Genomic DNA, 21,347 nt, shown 5'->3' with positions numbered 1-21,347 from the left:
TGTACGCCTTGCCACCATCCCGGCTGTTGGTGCAGACGCGCTATCGTCACGAGGGCGAGCGCGAAAGTAAACAGGGTCAGCAAGATCGGTGGCTCCGATTCCATGTCAGTTCGGCCTCCACATAATGCCTTATGTGGCCTGTGTCATCAAAGGATCACAATTGACGTTTCTCTAAGGTGGATTTTAACCGACACGGTAACAAAAGGTGACATGTTTGCAGGCTTGTGCTGTCATTGCGCTCGAAAAAAGTTTTTTCGCAAAGCGGGATCGATTGGGGCTTAGCTATGTGGGAACACAAGCAAGGGAAAAAAAAGGAAGAACCTGTAAAGCGCCGGTGTCACCGTTGCCGGGGGATGGGCCGCGCACCCTGTCCAATCTGCAACGGAGCCGGAGAGGTGTTTAAAAGCAGAGATGTTCTCGGAAAGCCGATCTTTGACCGTTGCAACGGTTGTTTCGGGCTGAAAACTATCAGATGCACTGTCTGCGCGGGCGAGGGGTTTGTCAGTTAATACCCGTCGCGCAACAGGAAAAAAGCCCGGTCAAAACCGGGCTTTCTCGTTATTCGGTGGTTGAAGGAGCCGTTTCCTCGGTGGTCGGCGCGGCGGGCTCTTGCCTGGCATCGGTACCAGCGCTGCAGCTTGCGACCAATTCTTCATATTGCTGCGTGACCCAGCCCAGGGCCTGTTCAGGGTTCTGTTCTTCGATCCGGTCGCTGAACTGCTCGAACACTTTGGCTGAACGGCTTTCATCAACGATTGTGTAGGACTGACCGGTCATCACGGTGTCGTACACAAAGAAGGCGATGGCAACCAGAAGGATACCGCGCGCGATTCCGAAGAAGAAGCCAAGCGCTTGGTCCAATCCACCAAGGGCCGAACGTTGAACGATCGACGAGAACAGCGGCGTAAAAATGCTGACTACGATCAGTGCGATGGCAAAAACAGCTGCGAAGCCAGTGATCACCGAAAGTTCACAGCTGTCGCGCAGGAAATCTCCGACCACTGGGATCTCTTTCACCAGCGGTACCGCTTGGGGCGCAAAGATGAAGGCAAGAACTGCAGCTGCAACCCAGCCCGCGATGGCCAAAACTTCGCGCAAAAAACCGCGTGAATAGGCCAGAAGGCCCGATACGACGATGATCAGGGCAACCACCCCGTCGATTATTGTAAAACCTTCCATGGCCCTCGCCCGTAGTTTTTTCTGCCCCTCAAGGCGTTATCCTAACCTGCTCCGAAGGTTTCTCCAACAAACCCCACCAAATCAGAGTGTCGGGTAAGTGTCAGACCTGCCACAGTGCCGGTTTTACCGCCGGCCGGAGCGATTGCCGACGTGAAACCAAGTTTTTGGGCTTCTTTCAACCTGTTTTCGGTCTGAGGGGCAGGTCTAAGTGCTCCGGATAACGAGATTTCTCCAAAAACAACTGTATCTGCGGGCAGGGCTGTGTCTTCTCGGGCACTCAGCAGCGCCGCGGCCACCGCAAGATCAGCGGCAGGTTCACTGACCTTCAACCCTCCGGCAACGTTCAAATAGACATCGAGCCCGGCAAAAGGGATGCCACAGCGGGCCTCTAGCACGGCGAGGATCATGGCCAACCGTCCGCTGTCCCAGCCCACGACGGTGCGGCGGGGTTGGGAATGGGGTGACGGTGCGACCAGTGCTTGCAATTCAACCAGAACAGGGCGTGTACCTTCGATGCCGGCGAAAACGGCAGATCCGGGGCTGGGTGTACCGCGTTCTGAAAGGAACAGAGCCGAGGGGTTGGTGACCTGTGCCAACCCTTTGCCGGTCATCTCAAAGACGCCGATCTCGTCAGCGGGGCCAAAGCGATTTTTCACGGCGCGCAAAATGCGGAATTGGTGGCCACGCTCGCCTTCGAAGTAAAGGACGGTGTCGACCATATGCTCGACCACGCGGGGACCAGCGATTTGACCTTCCTTAGTGACGTGGCCAACCATGATGATCGACACGCCGTGTCGTTTCGCAAACGTGGTCAATTCATGCGCAGCGGCCCGGACTTGTGACACCGAGCCGGGGGCACTATCCACGTTGTCAGCCCACATCGTCTGAATCGAGTCGATGATGGCAAGGCCGGGCTTTTCCGCCTCGAGCGTTGTCAGGATGTTGCGCAGGTTGGTTTCGGCGGCCAGCTGGACCGGCGCGTCCTCAAGCCCCAGACGACGCGCACGCATCCGGACCTGAGCGCTGGCTTCCTCGCCTGAGACATAGATGGTTTTAACACCTGCGCGGGAAAACCTAGCTGCGGCCTGCAGCAGTAGGGTGGATTTGCCGATGCCGGGGTCTCCGCCCACCAGCAGTGCCGAGGCGGGGACGAGGCCGCCGCCCAACACGCGGTCCAGTTCCTCGACCCCGCAGAGGGTGCGGGGTGGAGGTGTTTCCTCGGTGGAAAGGTCCGTGAGTGCGATGGACTGGCCGCGTTTGCCACCGAGGGATTTTTTAGCGGGGCCAGCGGAAAAGGGGACGTCCTGGGTGATCGTGTTCCATTCACCGCATGCGTCACAACGCCCGGACCAACGCGAATGGGACGCGCCACAAGCCGAGCAAGAGAAAGTCGTCTTTGCCATGCGGCCTTGGTGCCCGAGGTCGTGCGGTTCTTCAAGCCCTTGCAGGGCTTTCATCTCGGCCGGTGGGTTGCCGTGTCCTCAGGCCCCGAGGGGGCCATCGTCCGCGGCGGGCGCTTGCGCGCCTACTCTGCAGCGCGGGGCGGGCGTGACATGGCAATAACGCTGGAGGCCTTGGACGTGTTGTCTTTTGGAGGGGTCTGCAATTGAGCCGACAATTCGGGCAGCAGTTCGAACAGTTCATCACGCAAACGGGACAGTTGGGATTTGGCGATGGATTCCTCTAACTCGACATCCCGTGTCCATTGGCGCAATTCGCTCTGGATTACCTGCGCTTCTTGCAACCGCTTCTGGAACAACTCAATCTCCTCCTGACGCTGTTGCAGGAAAGTCCGGGCGCGGCTGACCCGCGCGTCGCCGTAGGTTTCAGCCAGATCCTGGCTGATCTGGCTCATCTGCGCGGCCAATTCCAGAATCTCAGGTTCAAGCGATTGCAGGTCGGGGTGCTGGCGGAGAAAACCCATGCGCTCTTTGACCGCGTCGAATTCGGACGACATCATGAACAAACCTTCGCGGTCTGCGGCATGGGCCATCTGATAGGCGGACGAAATGTCGTGCATGTTCAGCGCGAACTTACGATGATTGTTTTCCAGCGCCATCATCCGCGCATTGGCAGGCAGGTAAAATGCCAGCATGAGAATCAGCGCAGTCAAGCCGATCTGAATGAACATCCCGGCGTCGGTGACTTGGCCGTCGCCGAAACCGGCCTGCATCGATAGCCAGGGCAATATACCAAAGGCCGAGAGAAGTGTGGCTGAAACGGAAACCAATGCTGCTACGCATATCAGTAAAAAAGTCAGTCTTAAAAAGGCACTCTGAAATTGCAATGTTATGTTATGGAGGGCAGTCATGATCGACGAACTCCTTCTGGAACCGGTTAACACCAAGCCCAAGCGGAGACACCTAAAACACGCAGAATGATCCGCTGCGGGCCCGTAAACTACAAATTTTCACTGCTCTAAATAATAAGATGATACTCAGATAAACGTTTTCAATCAATTAGCTCTGAGAATTTCGTGAACTGCGTGTCATTTCGGTAATGTGGCCCAGTGCGATCGACGCCAGAATGCAGGCCGTGAACAGGTAAAGACCCCATGCGGTCTCAATGGTCGCGTAGGAGATGCCCTTGGCCAAAGTGATGTAAAGCGCGATCAGGAAGATGTCGGCCATGGCCAGCTTGCCGAGAATGTTCAGCGCAGGTTGGACGCGGGCATCCAGCAGGTCCCATTGGATCAGGGCGGTGCCAATGGTTTTGATGTAGGGCGCAAAGAGGGCGAAGACGGTGACGATGAGTGCCAGAAAGACGTCCGACTTCCACAGGGATTGCAGGCCGGTGATAACGCTGATTTCCGACAGGCCGAAGATTGGGAGAAGCCCTGCGCGCATTAGCGGTGCGAACCAAGCGATGGGGTAGAGGATTAGGAGGGAAAGAGTGGCGAGGCGGAGGGTCATATACGTCTATTGGTCGAACCGGTTCGTAAGGGTCGTTAGGAACAAGTATGTGTTAACTTAAACAAAAAAAGACATGTCACAGTATTCGACAAGGAGATTCACTCTATGGCAGCTTATTTAGCTTTTAAATCAGTCGTCGATCCCTCTGATTGCGATTTTTTGGGTCATATGAACGTATCAAAGTACTTTGCGGCTAGTTCGGATGCGGTGTTCGCTTTGCAAGCAGAAATGGGACTTACCGCAGATGATATGCGCAGCGGTAGAAACTATCGTTCGCTGTTGTGCATGCAACAAGCAACTTCCAATCAGAACTCGGCGCCGGCGAAGCAATCCAAATGGAGACTGAAATTCTTGAGATTGGCACTAAATCAGTGACATTCCGCCACACGCTTAGAAAAGTTGCCGATGGTGAAACGGCTTTCATCACGGTATTTAAGTGTGTTTTGTTGAACCTAGTGTCACGCCGCGCTGAGGAATTACCTGATCAAGTCTTGGAAAAGGCGAAGCTTTGGATGGTTGGGGCGTGAACTTAACGCACCGCCTCAATCGGCCCCTCTGCACTTCCGCTGATAAACTGCTCAACATACGGATCACCCGAGGCGTCCATCTGGCCGACCGGGCCGGTCCATTGGATGACGCCTCCGTGCAGCATCGCCACGTTGTCGGCAATCGCGCGGACCGAGCTCATGTCGTGGGTGATGGTCATCGCGGTGGCGCCCATTTCGGTCACGATCTCGCGGATCAGGTCGTTGATGACGCCGGACATGATTGGGTCCAGCCCCGTAGTGGGCTCGTCGAAGAATATGATCTCGGGCTCGGCGGCGATAGCGCGGGCGAGGCCGACGCGTTTCTGCATGCCACCGGACAGTTCTGAAGGGAACCGATCGGCCACGTCGGATTTCAGGCCCACGCGGCGCAGTTTCTCGATGGCGATCTCTCGGGCGTATTCAGGCGGGCGTTTCAGCGGGCCACGCAGCAGGCGGAAGCTGACGTTCTGCCAGACGGGCAGGGAGTCAAACAGCGCTGCACCTTGAAACAGCATCCCGAACCGCGCCAGAAACCTATCGCGATCACCCTTGGTGGCGTCTTTGCCATCAACGTAGATCATGCCACTGTCGGGTTTGATCAGACCCAGAATACATTTCAGCGCCACGGATTTGCCCGTACCCGAACCGCCGATGATGACCATCGAGGTACCCTTGGGGATCTCAAGGCTCATGCCTTGCAACACGTGGTTGTCACCAAAGGCCTTATATACGTTCTCCATCCGGATCATAGCGAGAAGAACACCCCTGTCAGAATGAAGTTGGCGGCCAGAATCATGATCGCGGCGGATTCAACCGAGGATTTAGTGGCCCGACCCACGCCCTGCGCGCCTCGGCCGGAATCCATGCCGTAGTAACAGCCCATGATCGCTGCGATCAGGCCGAAAGCAGCCCCTTTGACGAGCGACGATACGATGTCGCGCATTTCAAGGAAGTTAACTGTGTTTGAAAGGTAGTTTGCCGGGTTAAAGCCCAGATTCTGGGTCGCAACCACATAGCCACCTGCGATGCCGATGATGTCGCCGATACCCACCAGCAGGGGAACGGTGATCAGCGCGGCCAGAACGCGCGGGGCGGTCAGGTATTTCATCGGATGCGTCGACAGGGTGACCAGCGCGTCGATCTGCTCGGTCACTTTCATGGTGGCGATCTCAGCGGCGATGGATGAGGTCACGCGCGCGGCAATCATCAGGCCGACCAGCACGGGGCCTAGTTCGCGCACCATACCGATGGCAACGATCTGCGGTACCACGGCCTCGGCATTGAAACGGGCGCCACCGGCATAGATCTGCAGAGCCAGTGCGCCGCCGGTGAAGATGGCGGTCATGCCAACGACTGGCAGTGACAGCCAGCCGATATTCATCAGCGCGACCAGAAATTCACGCGGGTAGTAGGGCGGGCGAAAGATGTGCGAGATCGCATCCACCGAAAACAGCGCAACTTTGCCGAATGTGGCGAACAGCGCCAGGACCGCCCGGCCCAGACCGCCCAGCAGGTTGAGAGGATTCATTCCACGTAGCCCCGGGAATAGCGCGCGCCAAGCGAGGTGAGGATTTCGTAGCCGATGGTGCCCGCAGCCTCGGCCAGATCATCGACGGTCTGGTGGCCGTTCAGGATGCGTAGGCGTTCGGGGTCTTCGGGCAAGTCGGTGACGTCGACGGTGATTAGGTCCATTGAGATGCGGCCAACAACGGGGCAGGGCTTGCCACCAGCAAAAGTATCGATGCCACCGCCGATAGCGCGGTGCAGGCCGTCAGCATAACCTGCGGCCACGGTGGCGATACGTGACGGGCGCCTCGCGACCCAGCTGTTGCCGTAGCCAACGGATTCTCCGACCTCGACCGCGCGTACCTGAACGACGGGCAGGTCGACCGTCACCACGGGTTTGGCGTCGGCAAAGGGCATACCGCCGTAAAGGCCAACGCCGGGACGGCAGAAGTCGAAGTGGAATTCGGGACCCAGCAATGTGCCTCCGGTGGCCGCCAGCGACCGAGGTGCGCTGACGCCGTCTGTCATCTCGCGGAAGGTCTTCAGTTGTTGGCGGTTCATCGGGTGTTTGGGTTCGTCCGAGCAGGCCAGGTGCGACATGACAACAACCGGGTTCAGCGGCTCGGCCTTGGGGCGCAGTTCGGCCCAGTCGGAGGGTTCCAGACCCAGACGGTTCATGCCGCTGTCCAGTTGAATGCCAAAGGGGTGGTCCGGCAATGCCTGCTGGTGGCGTAGGAACTGTTCAGGTGAATTGATCAGCGGCGTCAGGTCATGATCGCGCAGCAGATTGGTGTCACCTTCCATATGGCCTGAGAACACGCCGATCATCGGGCCGGGACCAATGGCCTTTCGCACAGCGACGCCTTCTTCGGCAACGGCGACGAAAAACTTACGAACGCCTTCCTCGGCCAGGGTTGCGGATACCGGCTCGGAACCCAGGCCGTAGGCATCAGCTTTCACCACGGCGCCGGTCTCGACATCCGTTTTTGCGTTGAGCGCCCGCCAGTTGCTGGCCAGCGCCTGAAGATTGATCGTCAAACGTGCGGTACTCATGGTGCTGTTCATGACATTGGATTGCGGCAGGTCAAGGGGGAATACGGCAATTCTTGTGCTTATCGTTGCGATACCGCGCAGCTTTTAGCCGGTGTCGCAAAGCCTTGGCAGAAAAAGGCCTTTGCCAGGTGGCCCTGTGTCTCGCCATTGTGTCCTCTGTGTGATCAACTACGTCTGTTGAAACGGGATCGTTGATCCAGCAGGAGCGAGGCCGAACATGCTGAACCTGAACGCCGATTTCAAAGCCCGAGCCGTCGAGTTGCCAGAGCTGTTCCGAGAGGTCTTTACCGCGTCCGAGAGCGAGGACGAGGGGCGCGCGGTCAGCGCGTTGGCGGCTGACCTTTTGAACACGACCCCCGATGATGATCTGCTGGGCGTATTGGCCATGGACCGCGACGTGTTGGTCGGGTGCATTCTGTTTTCACGGCTTCACTACGATCAGGACCCGCGTCAGGTGTTCCTGATGTCTCCGGTGGCGGTGAGGACCGACCGGCAGAAATCGGGCATCGGTCAGAAGCTGATCGGTTTCGGGCTGGAGCAATTGCGTCTGCACGGGGTGGATTTTGTCGTGAGCTACGGTGATCCTGCCTATTACGGCAAAACCGGGTTCCAAACGATCACCGAAGAGGTTGCCCAACCACCCATGCCGCTGAGTATGCCGCAGGGATGGATCGGGCAAACTTTGAGTGGCGATCAGAAACCAATTGAGGGCCCGTCGCGCTGTGTCAGCGCATTCAACAGGCCTGAGTTGTGGTAGATCAGTAGCTCTCGATCTGGCCGTCCTGCTGCCAAGGTTTGACCAGGTTTCCAAAGCGGGTGAACTGCGCCTCAAAGGACAGTTCCACCGTTCCGATGGGGCCGTGGCGCTGCTTGCCAACGATAACTTCGGCTTTGGCGTGCAGGCGCTCCATCGCCTGCTTCCACTCTTCCATCTTGTCCAGCTCGTGATCGCCGGGCTTTTCGCGTTCCTTGTAGTATTCCTCTCGGAACACGAACATCACCACGTCGGCGTCTTGTTCGATCGAGCCCGATTCCCGCAGGTCAGACAGCTGCGGCCGCTTGTCGTCGCGGCTTTCGACCTGACGGGATAGCTGGGACAGCGCGATCACTGGGATGTTCAATTCCTTGGCAATCGCCTTCATACCCATCGAAATTTCGGCGATTTCGTTGACGCGGTTGTCAGCCATGCCACGGCAGAGCTGCAGATAGTCGATCACCAGCAGATCCAGCCCGTGCGTCCGCTTCAACCGACGCGCGCGGGCGGCGAGTTGCGAGATCGGCAGGGCCGGGGTGTCGTCGATGAACAGGGGGCAGGCTTCTAGTTCTTTGGCAGCGTCCACGAAGCGGCGGAACTCGGCCTCGGTCATGTCACCCTGACGGATCTTGTGCGACGAAATCTCGGAGGCCTCGGCCAGAACACGGCCCGCCAACTGCTCGGCGCTCATTTCGAGCGAGAAGAAACCCACGACACCGCCGTCAATCGCGCCCTCGGACCCGTCCGGCTTTGTGCCGCGCTTATAGGCCTTGGCCACGTTGAACGCCACGTTGGTCGCCAACGAGGTTTTCCCCATCGACGGACGACCGGCCAGGATGATTAGGTCCGAAGGGTGCAGACCACCCAATTGTTTGTCCAAGTCGGCCAGACCGGTGGAAATCCCTGCCATGCCACCACCGCGCTGGTACGCTTCGTTGGTGACGTTGACGGCTTCTGTGACCGCCTTAAGGAAGGATTGGAAACCCTGTTCGGTCTGGCCCTGCTCGGAAAGCTGATAGAGCTGTTGCTCGGCCTCGACGATTTGTTCTTTTGGTTCGCTGCTGACATCGACCCGCGCTGCCTTGTCGGAGATATCCCGGCCCAGCCGGATCAGTTCACGCCGGATGGCGAGGTCATAGATCATCTGCGCGTAATCATGCACCGCAAAGGCACTGATCGAGGCACCCGCCAGCTTGACCAGATAAGCGGGGCCACCCAGTTCTTTCAGGCCCTCATCTTCGGCCATGAAGGATTTCAGCGTCACCGGAGAGGCCAGCGCATTCTTGGCTATGCGGTTGGCTGCGACCTCGTAGATGCGGGCATGGACCGGGTCATAGAAATGCTCGGACCCGATGATCGAGGCCACTCGGTCATACAGGTCATTATTGGTCAGGATCGCACCCAGAAGCTGCTGCTCGGCCTCAATAGAATGCGGCATGGTTTCGGCATTCTGAATCTGTGCTGCTGCCTGCTCGATGCTGCTAATCTCGTTCATTTTGTTCCCGCTGCCCGTTCCGAGGTTCTACACGCGAAATATCACTGCAATCCATCTGGAAATCCCTGTGGCTAACTTGGGGTAAGACCTTGGGATAACTTTCCAGATGGGTTGGATATCTGAATGTGTATAGCTTATTATGTATGAATTGGAGGAAAAGTCACCAGATATCGTGCGCACTTCGCCGATTCTTCTGGTCTTATCCCCAACTTGTCCACAAGAAGTTTACGTGGGTTTATGTGCTTCCTGCCAGCCGCGCGGGTCGTTCAAGAAGGCTTCGACGCCCTCAAGTGTCTCCTGATCAAAGGCTTTCTGCGCTTTGGCTTCGGCCAGAACGTCCCACCAGGTGCACAGGTGGTGCAATTGCACGCCGTGGTCGCCCAGGGTCTTCTCGGTCTCGGGGAAGATGCCATAGTAGAAAATCACCGCCGTATGCCCACAGGAGGCACCGGTTTCGCGGATCGCATCCACAAAGGACAGCTTCGAACCGCCATCGGTGGTCAGATCCTCGACCAGTAGCACACGCTCGCCTTCGCTCATAGCGCCTTCGATGCGGGCGTTGCGGCCGTAACCTTTGGGTTTTTTGCGCACATAAGTCATCGGCAGGGCCATGCGTTCGGCGACCATGGCGGCGAACGGGATGCCCGCAGTCTCACCACCTGCAATATTGTCGAACGCCTCGAAGCCTGCGTCACGCAGCACGGTGACGGTCAGGAAATCCATCAGGGTCGAGCGGATGCGCGGGTACGAGATCAGCTTGCGGCAGTCGATATAGGTCGGGCTGGGCAGACCGCTCGCCAAAGTAAAGGGCTCGCGCGAATTGAAGTGCACGGCCTTGATCTCCAGCAGCATCCGCGCGGTCAGGCGGGCGATTTCGGTGCTATCGGGGAAAGAACTGGGGATCATGTTGCAACCTCGGGACAAAATGGCGTTGCGGGCTGATAGCGCGACCCTTGGCCCAGAGTCGAGAGGCTTGCGTGCAAAAGAAAAGCGGACCCCGTCAAGAGGTCCGCTTTGGCCCTTGCGGGCGCATGGCAGCCAAGGTGGGCTCAGCTGCTCATGTCATAGGCGCGCTCACCATGGACCGAAAGATCGAGCCCGTTTGTCTCGGTCTCGGCGTCCACGCGGAGCGGCGTTACAAGCGCAATAGCCTTGATCAGGATGAACGTCACGATTGACGTAAAGGCACCCACGATCACAAGCCCGCCTAGCTGTGCGGTCCAGCTGCCCAGACCAAAGACAGCGATCATGATGGTGCCAAAGATTCCACCGACGCCGTGCACCGCGAAAACGTCGAGCGTATCGTCGATGTTCAGCATGTTGCGGATGACGTTGACGGCCTCCTGACACAGGACACCGGCCACGGCACCGATGATCAGCGCCTGAACCGGATCGACATAGCCCGAAGCCGGGGTGATCGAGGCCAGGCCGGCGATCGTACCAGTCACCAAGCCGACCATCGAGGCCTTGCCGTATTTGATGCGTTCGTACAGCGCCCAGCTCAGCGACGCGGTCGCGGCCGAGATATGTGTCACGGTCATTGCCATCGCGGCGCCGCCATCAGCGGCCAGTTGCGAACCGCCGTTGAAGCCGAACCAGCCAACCCACAGCATCGCGGCCCCGATCATCACATAGCCGGGATTGTGCGGAGGGGTGGTGCGGTTGCGGCGCGGGCCGAGGACTACGGCGATGATCAGCGCGGCCAGCCCGGCGGTTTCGTGCACAACGAGGCCACCTGCAAAGTCGCGAACACCGATTTCTCCCAGAATGCCGCCGTCAGTCAGAATGCCGCCGCCCCAGATCCAATGGACGACCGGTGCATAACACAGCAGCATCCACAGGGCAGAGAAGGTGAGCACAAAGCCAAAGCCCACACGTTCCACATAGGCACCGACGATCAGCGCCGGGGTGATGATGGCGAAGGTCATCTGGAACGCAAAGAACAGAACCTCGGGCAGGGTGCCCGACAGGCTGTCGGCATTGACACCGTTCATAAAGGCCTTGCCCAGACCGCCCCAAAGGCCCGAGGTGCCCTCACCAAAAGCGATGGAATAGCCTGCGACCAACCACAGGATGCTCATCAGACAGGCGATGCTGAAGCAGTGCATGAAGACGCTTAGCACGTTGCGGGCACGCACGAGGCCGCCGTAAAACAGGGCTAGACCCGGCAATGTCATGAACAGGACCAGGGCAGTTGCCACTATGATCCAGGCGGTATCGGCTCCATTCATCGGCCGTTCTCCTCTTCAGCTTGGGTGGCGCGGCTTGAAGCGGAGAGCGGGCGCGGAAAAAAGAGGCAAGTGCGATTGTTAGCGCCCGTTTTGGTGGCTTTTTGTTAACCGGTGATTAAATGTGCGCCAAATAGCAAGGTGTGCCGAATTTTTAGGCGATAGTGAAAAGCCCCTGCGACAGCAGTTCCAGCGCGTGATCCCGCGCCGCCTGGCGGACCTTTTCGCGACCAAGCGCGCCGAAATCGACCGTTTCGGTGCGGGTCGGTGCGCCTTCCACAGCCAGCCCAAAGCAGACTCGGCCTTCGGGCTTGAACTCGGATCCGCCGGGGCCCGCGATACCGGTGACAGAGACGGTTAGCTGCGCGTCCGAGTTCCGCAGCGCGCCTTCGGCCATTTCGCCCGCGACCTGTTCCGAGACGGCGCCATGTGCGGCCAGAGTCTCGGCTCGTACTTCCACCATCTGCTGCTTGGCGGTGTTAGTGTAGGTCACAAATCCACGTTCAACGACCGCGGAACTTCCGGGGATATCGGTCAGCGCCGCAGCGACCATACCACCAGTGCAGCTTTCGGCGGTGGCAATCATCACGCCTTGCGCTTTGGCCCGGTCGAGAAGCGCGGCGACGGTCATAGTCCCATGATCCCATGTGCGATACCGGCAAGGATCAGCACGCCGATCCCGGCAAAGGCACCCGCGATCACATCGTCCAGCATGACGCCCATCGCATCGTTGCGCCGGTCGGCCCAGCCTACGGGGCCGGGTTTGGTAATATCGAACAGGCGGAACAGCAGAAACCCCGCGACCCAGCCGGGCCACAGCGCCGTGATCTCGATCCCATGTGCCCAAGACGGATAGGAAATCGCCCACAGCGCGATCAACTGCCCGGCGACTTCGTCAATTACGATTTCAGACGGGTCATGATTGTCCTGACCCTCAGTCATCACGCGGGTGGCCCAAAGTCCGCCGAAAAACACTGCGATGGTCGCGATCACCAGCAACGGGAAACCACCGATAGTATGCAAGACCCAAACGAGGGGCAGGGCGGCCAGCGATCCCCATGTCCCCGGTGCCGGGCGCAGGTATCCGACGCCACAGACGGTTCCGATCAGACGCGCGGCAATCATGATTTCACCAGACAGGCTGTGGCCAGCGAGGCAATCCCCTCACTGCGCCCGGTGAACCCCAGCCGTTCAGACGTGGTCGCCTTGACCGAAACCTGATCGGCGCGCAGCCCCATGATCCGCGCCATCTCGTCCCGCATGGCAGGCGCGTGGGGGCCAATCTTGGGGTATTCGCAGACCAGCGTGCAGTCGACATTCGAGATGGCGTATCCCATCTTCCCGGCCAATTCGACTGCGTGGCGCAGAAAAATCTCGCTGTCGGCGCCCTTCCATTGCGGGTCCGAGGGTGGGAAGTGCTGTCCGATATCGCCCTGCGCCAGCGCGCCATAGATCGCGTCGGTCACTGCGTGCATTCCTACGTCGGCATCCGAATGCCCTTGCAGTCCACGATCATGCGGCACCTTCACGCCGCACAGGATCACGTGATCCCCGTCGCCAAACCGATGCACATCGTACCCGTTGCCCAGCCTTACATCCATTTCTATTCCTAATATGCGTTCCGCCCGTGCAAAATCCTCGGGCCGTGTGATTTTGATGTTGTCTGCATCGCCCGACACGATGGCCACCTCCAGCCCTAAGGCGCGAGCGACCTCGACGTCATCTGCGGCCCCTCCGGGATGGGCGGCATGGGCTGCGACAATGGCATCATAGTGAAAACCCTGCGGTGTCTGTGCGGCAAACAGGCCAGAGCGATCCTGCGTTCCGGTCACAATGGCGCCGTCCCCAGTCCAAAGCGCGTCGGTCACCGCCAGACTCGGCGCCGCCGCCGGGTGCGCATTCAGCGCGGCCAGAACTTGCTGAATGGTCTGCAGTCCGACACAGGGGCGGGCGACGTCATGTATAAGGACATGATCGACCGCCAGCTCTGCTAGGGCGGCAAGGCCGTTACGGACCGAACCGGCCCGGTCGTTCCCTCCTGCGGCCAGAATCAGGTCTGCGTTTTCAAATTCGACCCATGCGGGGCCATCATCTTCGGACAGGACCAGCACAATGTGGTCGACGTGGCCACGAAATCGATCAATGGTCCAGTCCGCGACGCGGCGTTCGCCTAGAGAGCGCCACTGTTTCGGAGTACCTCCTCCGGCGCGCAGCCCGCGTCCTGCGGCGACGATGATGGCGGCGGTGGTCATGGGGGCATTATCTCCGGTGTTTCGGGGGCAATGTTTAGGGTGCGGTGAATGCAGAGGCAATCACCCGCGTTAAGCTGCCTAAAAAATAGGCATGTGATGATTTTGCGGGCTTGATGGCCGCCGATTTGTTGTTCATATGCGCTCAATTCGATATCACAGCCGCAACTGCCCAAGGATTAAGCACGTTGACTCTTCAACTCGCCGACAAAGACCTGAACCCGCCGGTGCTGCTGGCTCCGATGGCCGGAATCACCGACCGGCCGTTCCGTGATCTGGTGATGCGCTTTGGCGCGGGCATGGTCGTCAGCGAGATGGTCGCCAGCCAGGAAATGGTTCAGGCCAAGCCGGGCGTGCGCGAGCGGGCCGAGCTGTCGGCGGACGTGGAAAACACCGCTGTACAACTGGCCGGACGCGAGGCGCACTGGATGGCCGAGGCTGCACGTCAGGTGGCAGATCGCGGCGCGCGCGTAATTGATATCAACATGGGCTGCCCGGCTAAAAAGGTGACCAACGGCTACTCCGGATCGGCCCTGCTGAAAACGCCGGATCACGCGCTGACCCTGATCGAAGCGGTGGTTGAGGCCGTCGATGTGCCAGTTACGCTGAAGACCCGGTTGGGTTGGGACGATGCCCTGTTGAATGCGCCGGACGTGGCGCGGCGTGCGCAAGAGGCCGGTATTCGCATGGTCACGATCCATGGTCGTACTCGCTGTCAGTTCTATAAAGGGCAAGCCGATTGGAACGCGATCCGGGCTGTGAAAGAGGCGGTTTCGATCCCTGTCATCGCCAATGGTGACATTGTGGACACGGGCACCGCGCGCACTGCTTTGGATCAGTCGGGGGCCGACGGCGTCATGGTCGGACGCGGGGCACAGGGCAAGCCTTGGCTGCTGGCGCAGATTTGCCACGATCTTTACGGCGCCGCGGCCCCTGACATTCCGACAGGCGACGATCTGATCGATATGATGTGCGCGCATTATCAGGCGATGCTGGTATTCTACGGCTCTGATTTGGGATTGCGCGTCGCACGCAAGCATCTGGGCTGGTATATGGATGAGGCCGGGACGTCGCCCGCACTACGCCGCGCGGTTCTGACCTCGCGCGATACGGATGAGGTGCTGCGCCTGCTTGGCGATGCGTTGAGTGCCGATGCGGAGGTGGCAGCATGACCTCGGATCAAAGCATCTGGACCTCGCTGCCGGTTCCGGCCTTCATCATCGACGCCGAGGATCGGATTGCCGATGTGAACTCGGCTGGCGAAGGGTTTCTGAACGCCTCGCGCAAATCGGTGATCGGACACCCGGTCTGGGACCAAATCGCCGTGGACGCGCCGCTGGAAGAGTCTTTTGAAAGAGCGCGCGCGCAGGGCACGCCGCTGTTCGTCAACGACGTGGATGCCGGGTCGGGCAACCGGGCACCGCTGCAATGCGCGTTGCAGATCGCTCCGCTGGTTGGGCATCCGGGGTCAATGATCATGATCATCTCACCACGCGAGTTGGCGGGGCGGATGACGCGGGGCAACACGGTGAAATCTGCCGCGCAATCGGCCATTGGCATGGCCGAAATGCTGGCGCATGAGATCAAGAACCCGTTGGCTGGTATCACAGGCGCGGCACAGTTGTTGAGCATGAATATTCCGCAGCAAGACCTAGAACTCACTGACCTTATTGTGGCCGAAAGCCGCCGTATCGTGAAGCTGCTGGAGCAGGTTGAGCAGTTCGGGAACCTCTCGCAACCCGATTTCAAGCCGGTCAACATTCACGACGTTTTGGACCGCGCGCGCCGCTCGGCGCTGCTGGGGTTCGGCGCGCATATGAAGATCATCGAAGAGTATGACCCGTCTCTGCCCTTGGCCTACGGTGACCCGGATCAGTTCCTGCAGGTGATCCTGAACCTGCTTAAGAACGCCTCGGAAGCCGCTGATCCCAATGGTGGAACCATCCGCCTGAGGACCTATTTCGAACATTCCTTCCGCCTGCGCCGCAGTGATGGTTCCGGCCATTCTCTGCCACTGCAGATCGAGATCATCGACGACGGGCCGGGTCTGCCCGAGAAAATACGCAGCGACATCTTCGACCCTTTCGTGTCGGGCAAGGAAAACGGCACCGGCCTTGGGCTGGCGCTGGTCAGCAAGATCATCTCGGACCATGACGGCTGGATTTCCGCTGACTCGGTTCCGGGCCGCACAGTGTTCCGCATCTCGCTGAGGCGGGCACCGAAAGACGCAACATAAACAGCCGATAAGAGCAAAGATATAAGGAGAGCACCCGATGGATGGCACAGTACTGGTCGCAGATGACGACCGCACGATCCGCACCGTTCTGACTCAAGCCCTGACGCGGGCGGGGTGCAAGGTGCATGCCACGTCCTCGCTGACCACGCTGATGCGCTGGGTTGGCGAAGGCAAGGGCGATGTGGTGATCTCGGACGTGGTCATGCCGGATGGTAATGGCCTTGAGATGCTGCCCAAGATTGCGCAGGATCGGCCCGGTTTGCCGGTCATCGTAATCTCGGCCCAGAACACCATCATGACGGCGATTCAGGCGGCTGAGGCAGATGCCTATGACTATCTGCCTAAACCCTTCGATTTGCCCGATCTGATGAAGCGCACCGCGAGGGCGTTGGAGCAGAAACAACGCGCGCCTGCCGAAGTGGTCGAGACCAGTGATGACCGCCCCGAAGAACTTCCTCTGGTCGGGCGGACCCCGGTGATGCAAGCGCTGTATAGGTTGGTCGCACGGGTGATGAATACCGATTTGTCGGTGATGATATCCGGTGAAAGCGGCACCGGTAAGTCGCTGATAGCACGTGCCATTCACGATTTCTCGGATCGCCGTACATTGCCGTTTGTAACGGCCACTGCTGCGGACCTTCGCGATCTGGAAGGACCTGCGCGGGTGATGGCGCGGGTACGCGGCGGCACGCTGCTGATCGATGAGATCGCCGATATCGAAGACGAATTGCAGGCCCGCATCGTGCGCATGATGGACACGCCGGGCGATCACGTACCGCGCTTTATGGCCACCAGCCAATCGGACCTGACCGAAGCGATGGAGAGTGGGCGGGTGCGTCAGGATCTCTACTATCGTCTATGTGGTGCCACCGTACACGTGCCAGCTCTGCGGGAACGGGTAGATGACATCACTCTGCTGGCCGATCATTTCCTTGCGCGAGAAGAACGCGAGCACGGCACCAAACGCTGGCTCAGCCCCGATGCGGTGGAATTGGTGCGGCGCTATTCTTGGCCGGGCAACGTGCGGCAGTTGGAAAACGCCATCCGCCGCCTGAGCCTGACAAGCCGCGCTGACGAAATCTCCAAAGCCGAGGTCGAGATGGTGCTGGGCAGCCAGCCCGAGGCAGAACCGGTTCTGGGTGATGGCGAGCGGGAAAAACTGTCGGCCTCGGTGGCGCGCCATCTGCGTCGGTATTTCGACCTGCACGGTAACCTTCTGCCGCCTCCGGGCCTTTATCAACGCATTCTGCGCGAAGTTGAGGCGCCGCTGATCGAACTGGCGCTGGACGCAACCGGCGGAAATCAGGCGAAATGTGCGGATCTTCTGGGGATCAACCGAAATACGTTGCGGAAAAAGATTACAGATCTCGATATTCAGGTGACACGCCGACGCAAACTGATGTAATATCGCCACACAAACCGTGGCATCCGAGTTCGTACTCGGCAAGGACCACGACATATGGCGGTACGTCGCGCAAGCGACACATCAGGATGAGGGCAGACGGTGGCAACCCGGGCACAGAGCGGGCCGATTCCAGCGATCAATCGGTGGCGGAAATCCCGAAAACTGCGCAATTTCGGCACCTTGGGGCTGGTTCTTCTAGGCCCTGCCTTGGCGCTGGCCACCTACCTTGTCATCGGTCCATTTGATCTGGGGGCATCGGCTCCCACATTGCGCCTAATCTTGCTTGCAGACCTTGTTTATGTGCTGGTCGTTGCGGCGCTGGTTCTTGGGCAGGTCGGTAGTCTGATCGCGGCCCGTCGGGCAAAGTCGGCGGGTTCTCGTTTGCACCTTCGTCTGATCGGCGCATTTACGCTGTTAGCGCTGGTGCCAACCGTAACAGTCGCGATTTTTGCTGGCCTGACGGTGAATATCGGCCTCGAAGGGTGGTTTTCGGACCGCGTTCGCGAAGTTGTGGGCTCGTCCCTGACTGCGGCCGAGGCTTATGAACAGGAACACCGCGAGGGCCTGACGCAGGACGCGGTTGTTCTAGCGCGATTTCTGGATAATGCCCGTGCGCGGGACTACTATATTTCGGACGCGGAACTGCGCGAAGTTTTGGCGCAGGGGCAGGCGCAGATTCAGCGCGGCCTACGCGAGGCCTATGTAATTGACGGCATTGGTGAAATTCGGTCCCGCGGTGATCGGTCTTACCTGTTCGATTACGAGGCTCCGACACCCGAACAGTTCGTTGAAGCCACGGACAATGGGTATCTGATCATAGCCGACTGGCAAAACAGTGAATTCCGCGCGCTGGTGCCTTTGCAGGCCTATCTCGACCGGTATCTCTATGTCAGCCGCGAGGTGGATGGCCAGTTGCTGACGCTGCTGGATGATACCAAGGAAACGGTGCAATTCTACCAACAGCTCGAGAGCGATCGGGGCCGGGTGCTGTTCGAATTTGGTCTGTTGTATCTGGGCTTTGCGGTGATCCTGATTCTGGCTGCGATGTCACTGGGCATGTGGTTCGCCGAGCGCCTATCGCGCCCGGTTGGGCGATTGACCACTGCGGCGCAGCGAGTCGGCGCAGGCGACCTGAGCGTGCAGGTGATCGAAGAAGCCAGCGATGACGAGATCGCGATGTTAGGGCGTTATTTCAATCAGATGACCCGACAACTTAAAGGACAGCGCGACACCCTGCTAGAGAACACTCGCCAGATCGAACGCCGTCGGCGCTTGTTCGATTCGGTACTTAGCTCGGTGACCTCCGGCGTGGTCGGTGTTGATCCGGATGGCTGCGTGACCTTTGTGAACCGATCGGCTGAACGTCTGCTGGATTGGGCGCAAGTCGACGAGAAGCTGTCGATCGGCATCGCAGTACCCGAGTTCCTGCCGCTGTTCGAAAGCCTTAAGGAAAGTGGGCAGGAGGCGGTTCAGGGTGAGATCAAGGTCACCCGCAAGGGGCGCTTGGAAAACCTGCTGGTTCGCATGGCGACGCGACGCGGCGAAGATGGTGGGCTGGAAGGGTACGTGGTCGCCTTTGACGACGTGACTGATCTGGTCAGCGCACAACGAATGGCCGCGTGGGGTGACGTAGCGCGGCGCATCGCGCATGAGATCAAGAACCCGCTGACCCCGATTCAGTTGAGCGCTGAACGGATTAAACGGAAATTCTCTCGCAAACTGAATGAAGAGGACTGCGACAGCCTCGAATCCATGACCGATGTGATCGTGCGGCAGACCAATGATCTGCGGCGGATCGTGGACGAGTTTTCGAAGTTCGCGCGAATGCCGGAACCGGATCGGCGTGAGGAGGACGTGGTCGGGTTGGTGCGTGAAGCCGTACTGTTGCAACAGGCCGGGCAGCCGGATGTGCAGATCGATGCCTCACTGCCAGATTATCCAATTCTGGCGGACCTGGATGCCACGATGCTGAATCAGGCGCTGACAAACCTGATCAAAAATGCGGGCGAGGCCATTGAAACCCTTAAGAAAAAAGGCCCGCCAGATAACCTGAAGCCACAGATCAAAGTGGACGTAACCAGCGACGATGCGGGTACGGTTATCACTATTGCAGACAACGGCATCGGGCTGCCCGAAGACCGGGCGCGCCTGTTTGAACCGTATGTGACCACACGGGACGAGGGCACCGGATTGGGCCTGCCCATCGTCAAGAAAATCATCGAAGAACATGGCGGAGCGCTCACACTGGAAGATGCGCCCGTCTTTGACGGACAGGACCATTTCGGTGCGATGGCCGTGATCCGTTTGCCCGGGGGCAGTCTTTCCCCGACCGCAGCGCCAGAAAAGCAGGCAATTCATATAAACAAACTGAAAGCAGGCCAAAGATGAGCGACATTCTGATCGTAGATGACGAACGCGATATTCGCGAGCTGGTGTCCGACATTCTGGAGGACGAAGGCTATTCAACCCGGCGGGCCGGCAACTCGGATGAGTGCATGGCCGAAATCAATTCCGAGCCGCCAGGGCTGTTGATTCTGGACATCTGGCTGAAGGACAGCCGCATGGACGGGATCGATATCCTGAAGGCAGTGAAGCGCGACAACCCAGACGTGCCGGTGGTGATTATTTCCGGTCACGGCAATATTGAAATCGCGGTGGCTGCAATCAAGCAGGGCGCTTACGACTTTATCGAGAAGCCCTTCAATATCGACCAACTGATGGTGGTGATCCGCCGTGCGATGGAGACCTCTCGCCTGCGCCGCGAGAATGCCTCGCTGAAACGCAAGGAGGTCACCAGTTCCGACATGATCGGCAAATCTGCTTCCTTCCGGGCGATGCAGAGCCAGTTGGACAAGGTCACCAAATCGAACGGCCGCGTGATGCTGAGCGGACCGGCGGGATCAGGCAAGGAAATCGCCGCACGTTACATCCATGCCCATTCCAACCGCGCCAACGCGCCCTTCGTGACCGTGAACTGTGCCGGGATCGAACCGGAACGTGTCGAAGAAGTGCTGTTTGGTCGGGAATCCTCGGAGCGGGGCGTCGAGTCCGGTTTGCTGGAAGAGGCCCACGGCGGCGTCGTCTACTTCGATGAGGTCGCAGATATGCCTCTTGGTACGCAATCCAAAATCCTGCGTGTACTGGTAGATCAGCAATTCCAGCGCGTTGGTGGATCGGACAAGGTGCGGGTTGATCTGCGAGTGATCTCTTCGACCAATCGCGATCTGGAAGAGGAAATCGCTGCCGACCGGTTCCGTGAGGAGCTGTATCACCGGCTGAACGTTGTACCGATCGCGGTTCCGTCGCTGGAGGAACGGCGCGAGGATATCCCAGTTCTGGCTCAGCATTTCATAGAAATGTGCAACGAATCTCAGGGTCTGACCCTACGTGAAATCTCGGAAGAGGCGGTGGCGTTGCTGCAGACCATGACTTGGCCGGGCAACGTGCGTCAACTCAAGAACCTCATTGAGCGGGTGCTGATTCTGGGTGATGGGACCGGGCCGATTGAGGCCAGGGAACTGCCGACTGAGGAGGAAAAGACCGACGATTCGGGCCGTGTGGTACTGTCGGGCGCCCTTGCGACCTTGCCACTGCGCGAAGCACGCGAGGCGTTCGAGCGTGAGTATCTGCTGACCCAGATCAACCGTTTTGGCGGCAATATCAGCCGCACCGCCAGCTTTGTGGGAATGGAGCGCAGCGCGCTGCATCGCAAGCTCAAGTCGCTGGGAGTTGTAACCTCGAACAAATCCGGCGCACGGGTGGCGCAACTGGACGAACCGGAACCGGCGGAATAATCCGCCGGG

Annotated in this window: 21 protein-coding genes; 8 read left to right on the top strand and 13 right to left on the bottom strand. The window is 59.0% G+C overall.

Annotation, left to right across the window (positions count from 1 at the left end):
* Positions 1-558: 558 nt before the first annotated feature.
* The 4 genes from GOW98_RS00295 to GOW98_RS00280 all read right to left on the bottom strand — a co-directional run bounded on the left by GOW98_RS00295 (position 559) and on the right by GOW98_RS00280 (position 4,091).
* Complete coding sequence (locus GOW98_RS00295) at positions 559-1,179, bottom strand: CvpA family protein (protein WP_170328900.1); 621 nt, start codon at positions 1,177-1,179, stop codon at positions 559-561.
* 41 nt (positions 1,180-1,220) lie between these two features.
* The gene (radA, locus tag GOW98_RS00290; protein ID WP_170328897.1) at positions 1,221-2,582 is read right to left on the bottom strand and encodes a DNA repair protein RadA; all 1,362 of its coding nucleotides are present in this window, start codon (positions 2,580-2,582) and stop codon (positions 1,221-1,223) included.
* 122 nt (positions 2,583-2,704) lie between these two features.
* Positions 2,705-3,352 (bottom strand): DNA repair protein, encoded by a 648-nt coding sequence (locus GOW98_RS00285; protein ID WP_254437862.1) that lies wholly within the window; start codon positions 3,350-3,352, stop codon positions 2,705-2,707.
* A gap of 286 nt (positions 3,353-3,638) precedes the next feature.
* Positions 3,639-4,091 (bottom strand): paraquat-inducible protein A, encoded by a 453-nt coding sequence (locus tag GOW98_RS00280; RefSeq protein WP_170328893.1) that lies wholly within the window; start codon positions 4,089-4,091, stop codon positions 3,639-3,641.
* 105 nt (positions 4,092-4,196) lie between these two features.
* On the opposite strand from GOW98_RS00280, the gene GOW98_RS00275 reads away from it, so the two are divergent.
* Both GOW98_RS00275 and GOW98_RS26160 read left to right on the top strand, forming a co-directional pair.
* Positions 4,197-4,466, top strand: coding sequence for a thioesterase family protein (locus tag GOW98_RS00275; RefSeq protein ID WP_170328795.1), 270 nt, complete (start codon positions 4,197-4,199; stop codon positions 4,464-4,466).
* Complete coding sequence (locus tag GOW98_RS26160; protein ID WP_170328891.1) at positions 4,373-4,618, top strand: acyl-CoA thioesterase; 246 nt, start codon at positions 4,373-4,375, stop codon at positions 4,616-4,618. The genes GOW98_RS00275 and GOW98_RS26160 overlap by 94 nt, the downstream gene beginning before the upstream one ends.
* Before the next feature lie 2 nt (positions 4,619-4,620).
* Here GOW98_RS26160 and GOW98_RS00265 read toward each other — a convergent pair whose 3' ends face one another.
* Genes GOW98_RS00265 through alr form a run of 3 tightly spaced genes read right to left on the bottom strand, consistent with a single transcriptional unit; the run spans position 4,621 to position 7,177 of the window.
* A complete protein-coding gene (locus GOW98_RS00265; protein ID WP_170328889.1) occupies positions 4,621-5,367 on the bottom strand; it encodes an ABC transporter ATP-binding protein in 747 nt (248 codons plus the stop codon).
* On the bottom strand, positions 5,364-6,146 hold the full coding sequence (locus GOW98_RS00260; protein WP_170328887.1) for an MlaE family ABC transporter permease: 783 nt from the start codon (positions 6,144-6,146) through the stop codon (positions 5,364-5,366). The genes GOW98_RS00265 and GOW98_RS00260 overlap by 4 nt, the downstream gene beginning before the upstream one ends.
* On the bottom strand, positions 6,143-7,177 hold the full coding sequence (gene alr / locus GOW98_RS00255; protein WP_170328885.1) for an alanine racemase: 1,035 nt from the start codon (positions 7,175-7,177) through the stop codon (positions 6,143-6,145). The genes GOW98_RS00260 and alr overlap by 4 nt, the downstream gene beginning before the upstream one ends.
* Before the next feature lie 217 nt (positions 7,178-7,394).
* On the opposite strand from alr, the gene GOW98_RS00250 reads away from it, so the two are divergent.
* Positions 7,395-7,934, top strand: coding sequence for a GNAT family N-acetyltransferase (locus GOW98_RS00250; RefSeq protein WP_170328883.1), 540 nt, complete (start codon positions 7,395-7,397; stop codon positions 7,932-7,934).
* Between the two features lies 1 nt (position 7,935).
* On the opposite strand, the gene GOW98_RS00245 is transcribed toward GOW98_RS00250, so the two are convergent.
* The 6 genes from GOW98_RS00245 to GOW98_RS00220 form a co-directional block, all read right to left on the bottom strand.
* Complete coding sequence (locus GOW98_RS00245) at positions 7,936-9,426, bottom strand: replicative DNA helicase (protein WP_170328881.1); 1,491 nt, start codon at positions 9,424-9,426, stop codon at positions 7,936-7,938.
* A gap of 225 nt (positions 9,427-9,651) precedes the next feature.
* Complete coding sequence (locus tag GOW98_RS00240) at positions 9,652-10,332, bottom strand: orotate phosphoribosyltransferase (protein WP_170328879.1); 681 nt, start codon at positions 10,330-10,332, stop codon at positions 9,652-9,654.
* A 143-nt stretch (positions 10,333-10,475) separates the two neighbouring features.
* Positions 10,476-11,657, bottom strand: coding sequence for an ammonium transporter (locus GOW98_RS00235; RefSeq protein ID WP_170328878.1), 1,182 nt, complete (start codon positions 11,655-11,657; stop codon positions 10,476-10,478).
* A gap of 151 nt (positions 11,658-11,808) precedes the next feature.
* Positions 11,809-12,285, bottom strand: coding sequence for a CinA family protein (locus GOW98_RS00230; protein WP_170328877.1), 477 nt, complete (start codon positions 12,283-12,285; stop codon positions 11,809-11,811).
* Positions 12,282-12,779 carry a phosphatidylglycerophosphatase A family protein gene (locus GOW98_RS00225; protein WP_170328876.1) on the bottom strand — a complete coding sequence of 166 codons (498 nt, stop codon included), beginning with the start codon at positions 12,777-12,779 and terminating at the stop codon, positions 12,282-12,284. The genes GOW98_RS00230 and GOW98_RS00225 overlap by 4 nt, the downstream gene beginning before the upstream one ends.
* Entirely contained in the window at positions 12,776-13,906 is a 1,131-nt protein-coding gene (locus tag GOW98_RS00220; protein WP_170328875.1) for a bifunctional 2-C-methyl-D-erythritol 4-phosphate cytidylyltransferase/2-C-methyl-D-erythritol 2,4-cyclodiphosphate synthase, read from the bottom strand. The genes GOW98_RS00225 and GOW98_RS00220 overlap by 4 nt, the downstream gene beginning before the upstream one ends.
* A 185-nt stretch (positions 13,907-14,091) precedes the next feature.
* On the opposite strand from GOW98_RS00220, the gene dusB reads away from it, so the two are divergent.
* From dusB to ntrX, 5 genes are all read left to right on the top strand, one after another.
* Positions 14,092-15,075 (top strand): tRNA dihydrouridine synthase DusB, encoded by a 984-nt coding sequence (gene dusB, locus GOW98_RS00215; protein WP_437436843.1) that lies wholly within the window; start codon positions 14,092-14,094, stop codon positions 15,073-15,075.
* Complete coding sequence (locus tag GOW98_RS00210; protein ID WP_170328873.1) at positions 15,072-16,139, top strand: two-component system sensor histidine kinase NtrB; 1,068 nt, start codon at positions 15,072-15,074, stop codon at positions 16,137-16,139. The genes dusB and GOW98_RS00210 overlap by 4 nt, the downstream gene beginning before the upstream one ends.
* A 37-nt stretch (positions 16,140-16,176) precedes the next feature.
* Positions 16,177-17,544: a response regulator gene (locus GOW98_RS00205; protein ID WP_170328872.1), complete on the top strand. Its 1,368-nt coding sequence runs from the start codon at positions 16,177-16,179 to the stop codon at positions 17,542-17,544.
* Positions 17,545-17,643: 99 nt separating this feature from the next.
* On the top strand, positions 17,644-19,932 hold the full coding sequence (locus GOW98_RS00200; protein WP_170328871.1) for a sensor histidine kinase NtrY-like: 2,289 nt from the start codon (positions 17,644-17,646) through the stop codon (positions 19,930-19,932).
* Positions 19,929-21,338 (top strand): nitrogen assimilation response regulator NtrX, encoded by a 1,410-nt coding sequence (gene ntrX, locus GOW98_RS00195; RefSeq protein WP_170328870.1) that lies wholly within the window; start codon positions 19,929-19,931, stop codon positions 21,336-21,338. The genes GOW98_RS00200 and ntrX overlap by 4 nt, the downstream gene beginning before the upstream one ends.
* Positions 21,339-21,347: the final 9 nt, after the last annotated feature.

Origin of the sequence: Ruegeria arenilitoris, assembly GCF_013032445.1 — a bacterium.
Taxonomy (GTDB): Bacteria; Pseudomonadota; Alphaproteobacteria; order Rhodobacterales; family Rhodobacteraceae; genus Ruegeria; species Ruegeria arenilitoris_F.
This window is presented reverse-complemented; position numbering and strand designations above follow the sequence as displayed.

What these genes read in the sequence shown, in the direction of transcription:
- GOW98_RS00295 (WP_170328900.1), bottom strand. Translation starts at nt 1,179, where the DNA reads ATGGAAGGTTTTACAATAATCGACGGGGTGGTTGCCCTGATCATCGTC.
- radA (WP_170328897.1), bottom strand. Translation starts at nt 2,582, where the DNA reads ATGGCAAAGACGACTTTCTCTTGCTCGGCTTGTGGCGCGTCCCATTCG.
- GOW98_RS00285 (WP_254437862.1), bottom strand. Translation starts at nt 3,352, where the DNA reads ATGCAGGCCGGTTTCGGCGACGGCCAAGTCACCGACGCCGGGATGTTC.
- GOW98_RS00280 (WP_170328893.1), bottom strand. Translation starts at nt 4,091, where the DNA reads ATGACCCTCCGCCTCGCCACTCTTTCCCTCCTAATCCTCTACCCCATC.
- GOW98_RS00275 (WP_170328795.1), top strand. Translation starts at nt 4,197, where the DNA reads ATGGCAGCTTATTTAGCTTTTAAATCAGTCGTCGATCCCTCTGATTGC.
- GOW98_RS00265 (WP_170328889.1), bottom strand. Translation starts at nt 5,367, where the DNA reads ATGATCCGGATGGAGAACGTATATAAGGCCTTTGGTGACAACCACGTG.
- GOW98_RS00260 (WP_170328887.1), bottom strand. Translation starts at nt 6,146, where the DNA reads ATGAATCCTCTCAACCTGCTGGGCGGTCTGGGCCGGGCGGTCCTGGCG.
- alr (WP_170328885.1), bottom strand. Translation starts at nt 7,177, where the DNA reads ATGAGTACCGCACGTTTGACGATCAATCTTCAGGCGCTGGCCAGCAAC.
- GOW98_RS00250 (WP_170328883.1), top strand. Translation starts at nt 7,395, where the DNA reads ATGCTGAACCTGAACGCCGATTTCAAAGCCCGAGCCGTCGAGTTGCCA.
- GOW98_RS00245 (WP_170328881.1), bottom strand. Translation starts at nt 9,426, where the DNA reads ATGAACGAGATTAGCAGCATCGAGCAGGCAGCAGCACAGATTCAGAAT.
- GOW98_RS00240 (WP_170328879.1), bottom strand. Translation starts at nt 10,332, where the DNA reads ATGATCCCCAGTTCTTTCCCCGATAGCACCGAAATCGCCCGCCTGACC.
- GOW98_RS00235 (WP_170328878.1), bottom strand. Translation starts at nt 11,657, where the DNA reads ATGAATGGAGCCGATACCGCCTGGATCATAGTGGCAACTGCCCTGGTC.
- GOW98_RS00230 (WP_170328877.1), bottom strand. Translation starts at nt 12,285, where the DNA reads ATGACCGTCGCCGCGCTTCTCGACCGGGCCAAAGCGCAAGGCGTGATG.
- GOW98_RS00225 (WP_170328876.1), bottom strand. Translation starts at nt 12,779, where the DNA reads ATGATTGCCGCGCGTCTGATCGGAACCGTCTGTGGCGTCGGATACCTG.
- GOW98_RS00220 (WP_170328875.1), bottom strand. Translation starts at nt 13,906, where the DNA reads ATGACCACCGCCGCCATCATCGTCGCCGCAGGACGCGGGCTGCGCGCC.
- GOW98_RS00210 (WP_170328873.1), top strand. Translation starts at nt 15,072, where the DNA reads ATGACCTCGGATCAAAGCATCTGGACCTCGCTGCCGGTTCCGGCCTTC.
- GOW98_RS00205 (WP_170328872.1), top strand. Translation starts at nt 16,177, where the DNA reads ATGGATGGCACAGTACTGGTCGCAGATGACGACCGCACGATCCGCACC.
- ntrX (WP_170328870.1), top strand. Translation starts at nt 19,929, where the DNA reads ATGAGCGACATTCTGATCGTAGATGACGAACGCGATATTCGCGAGCTG.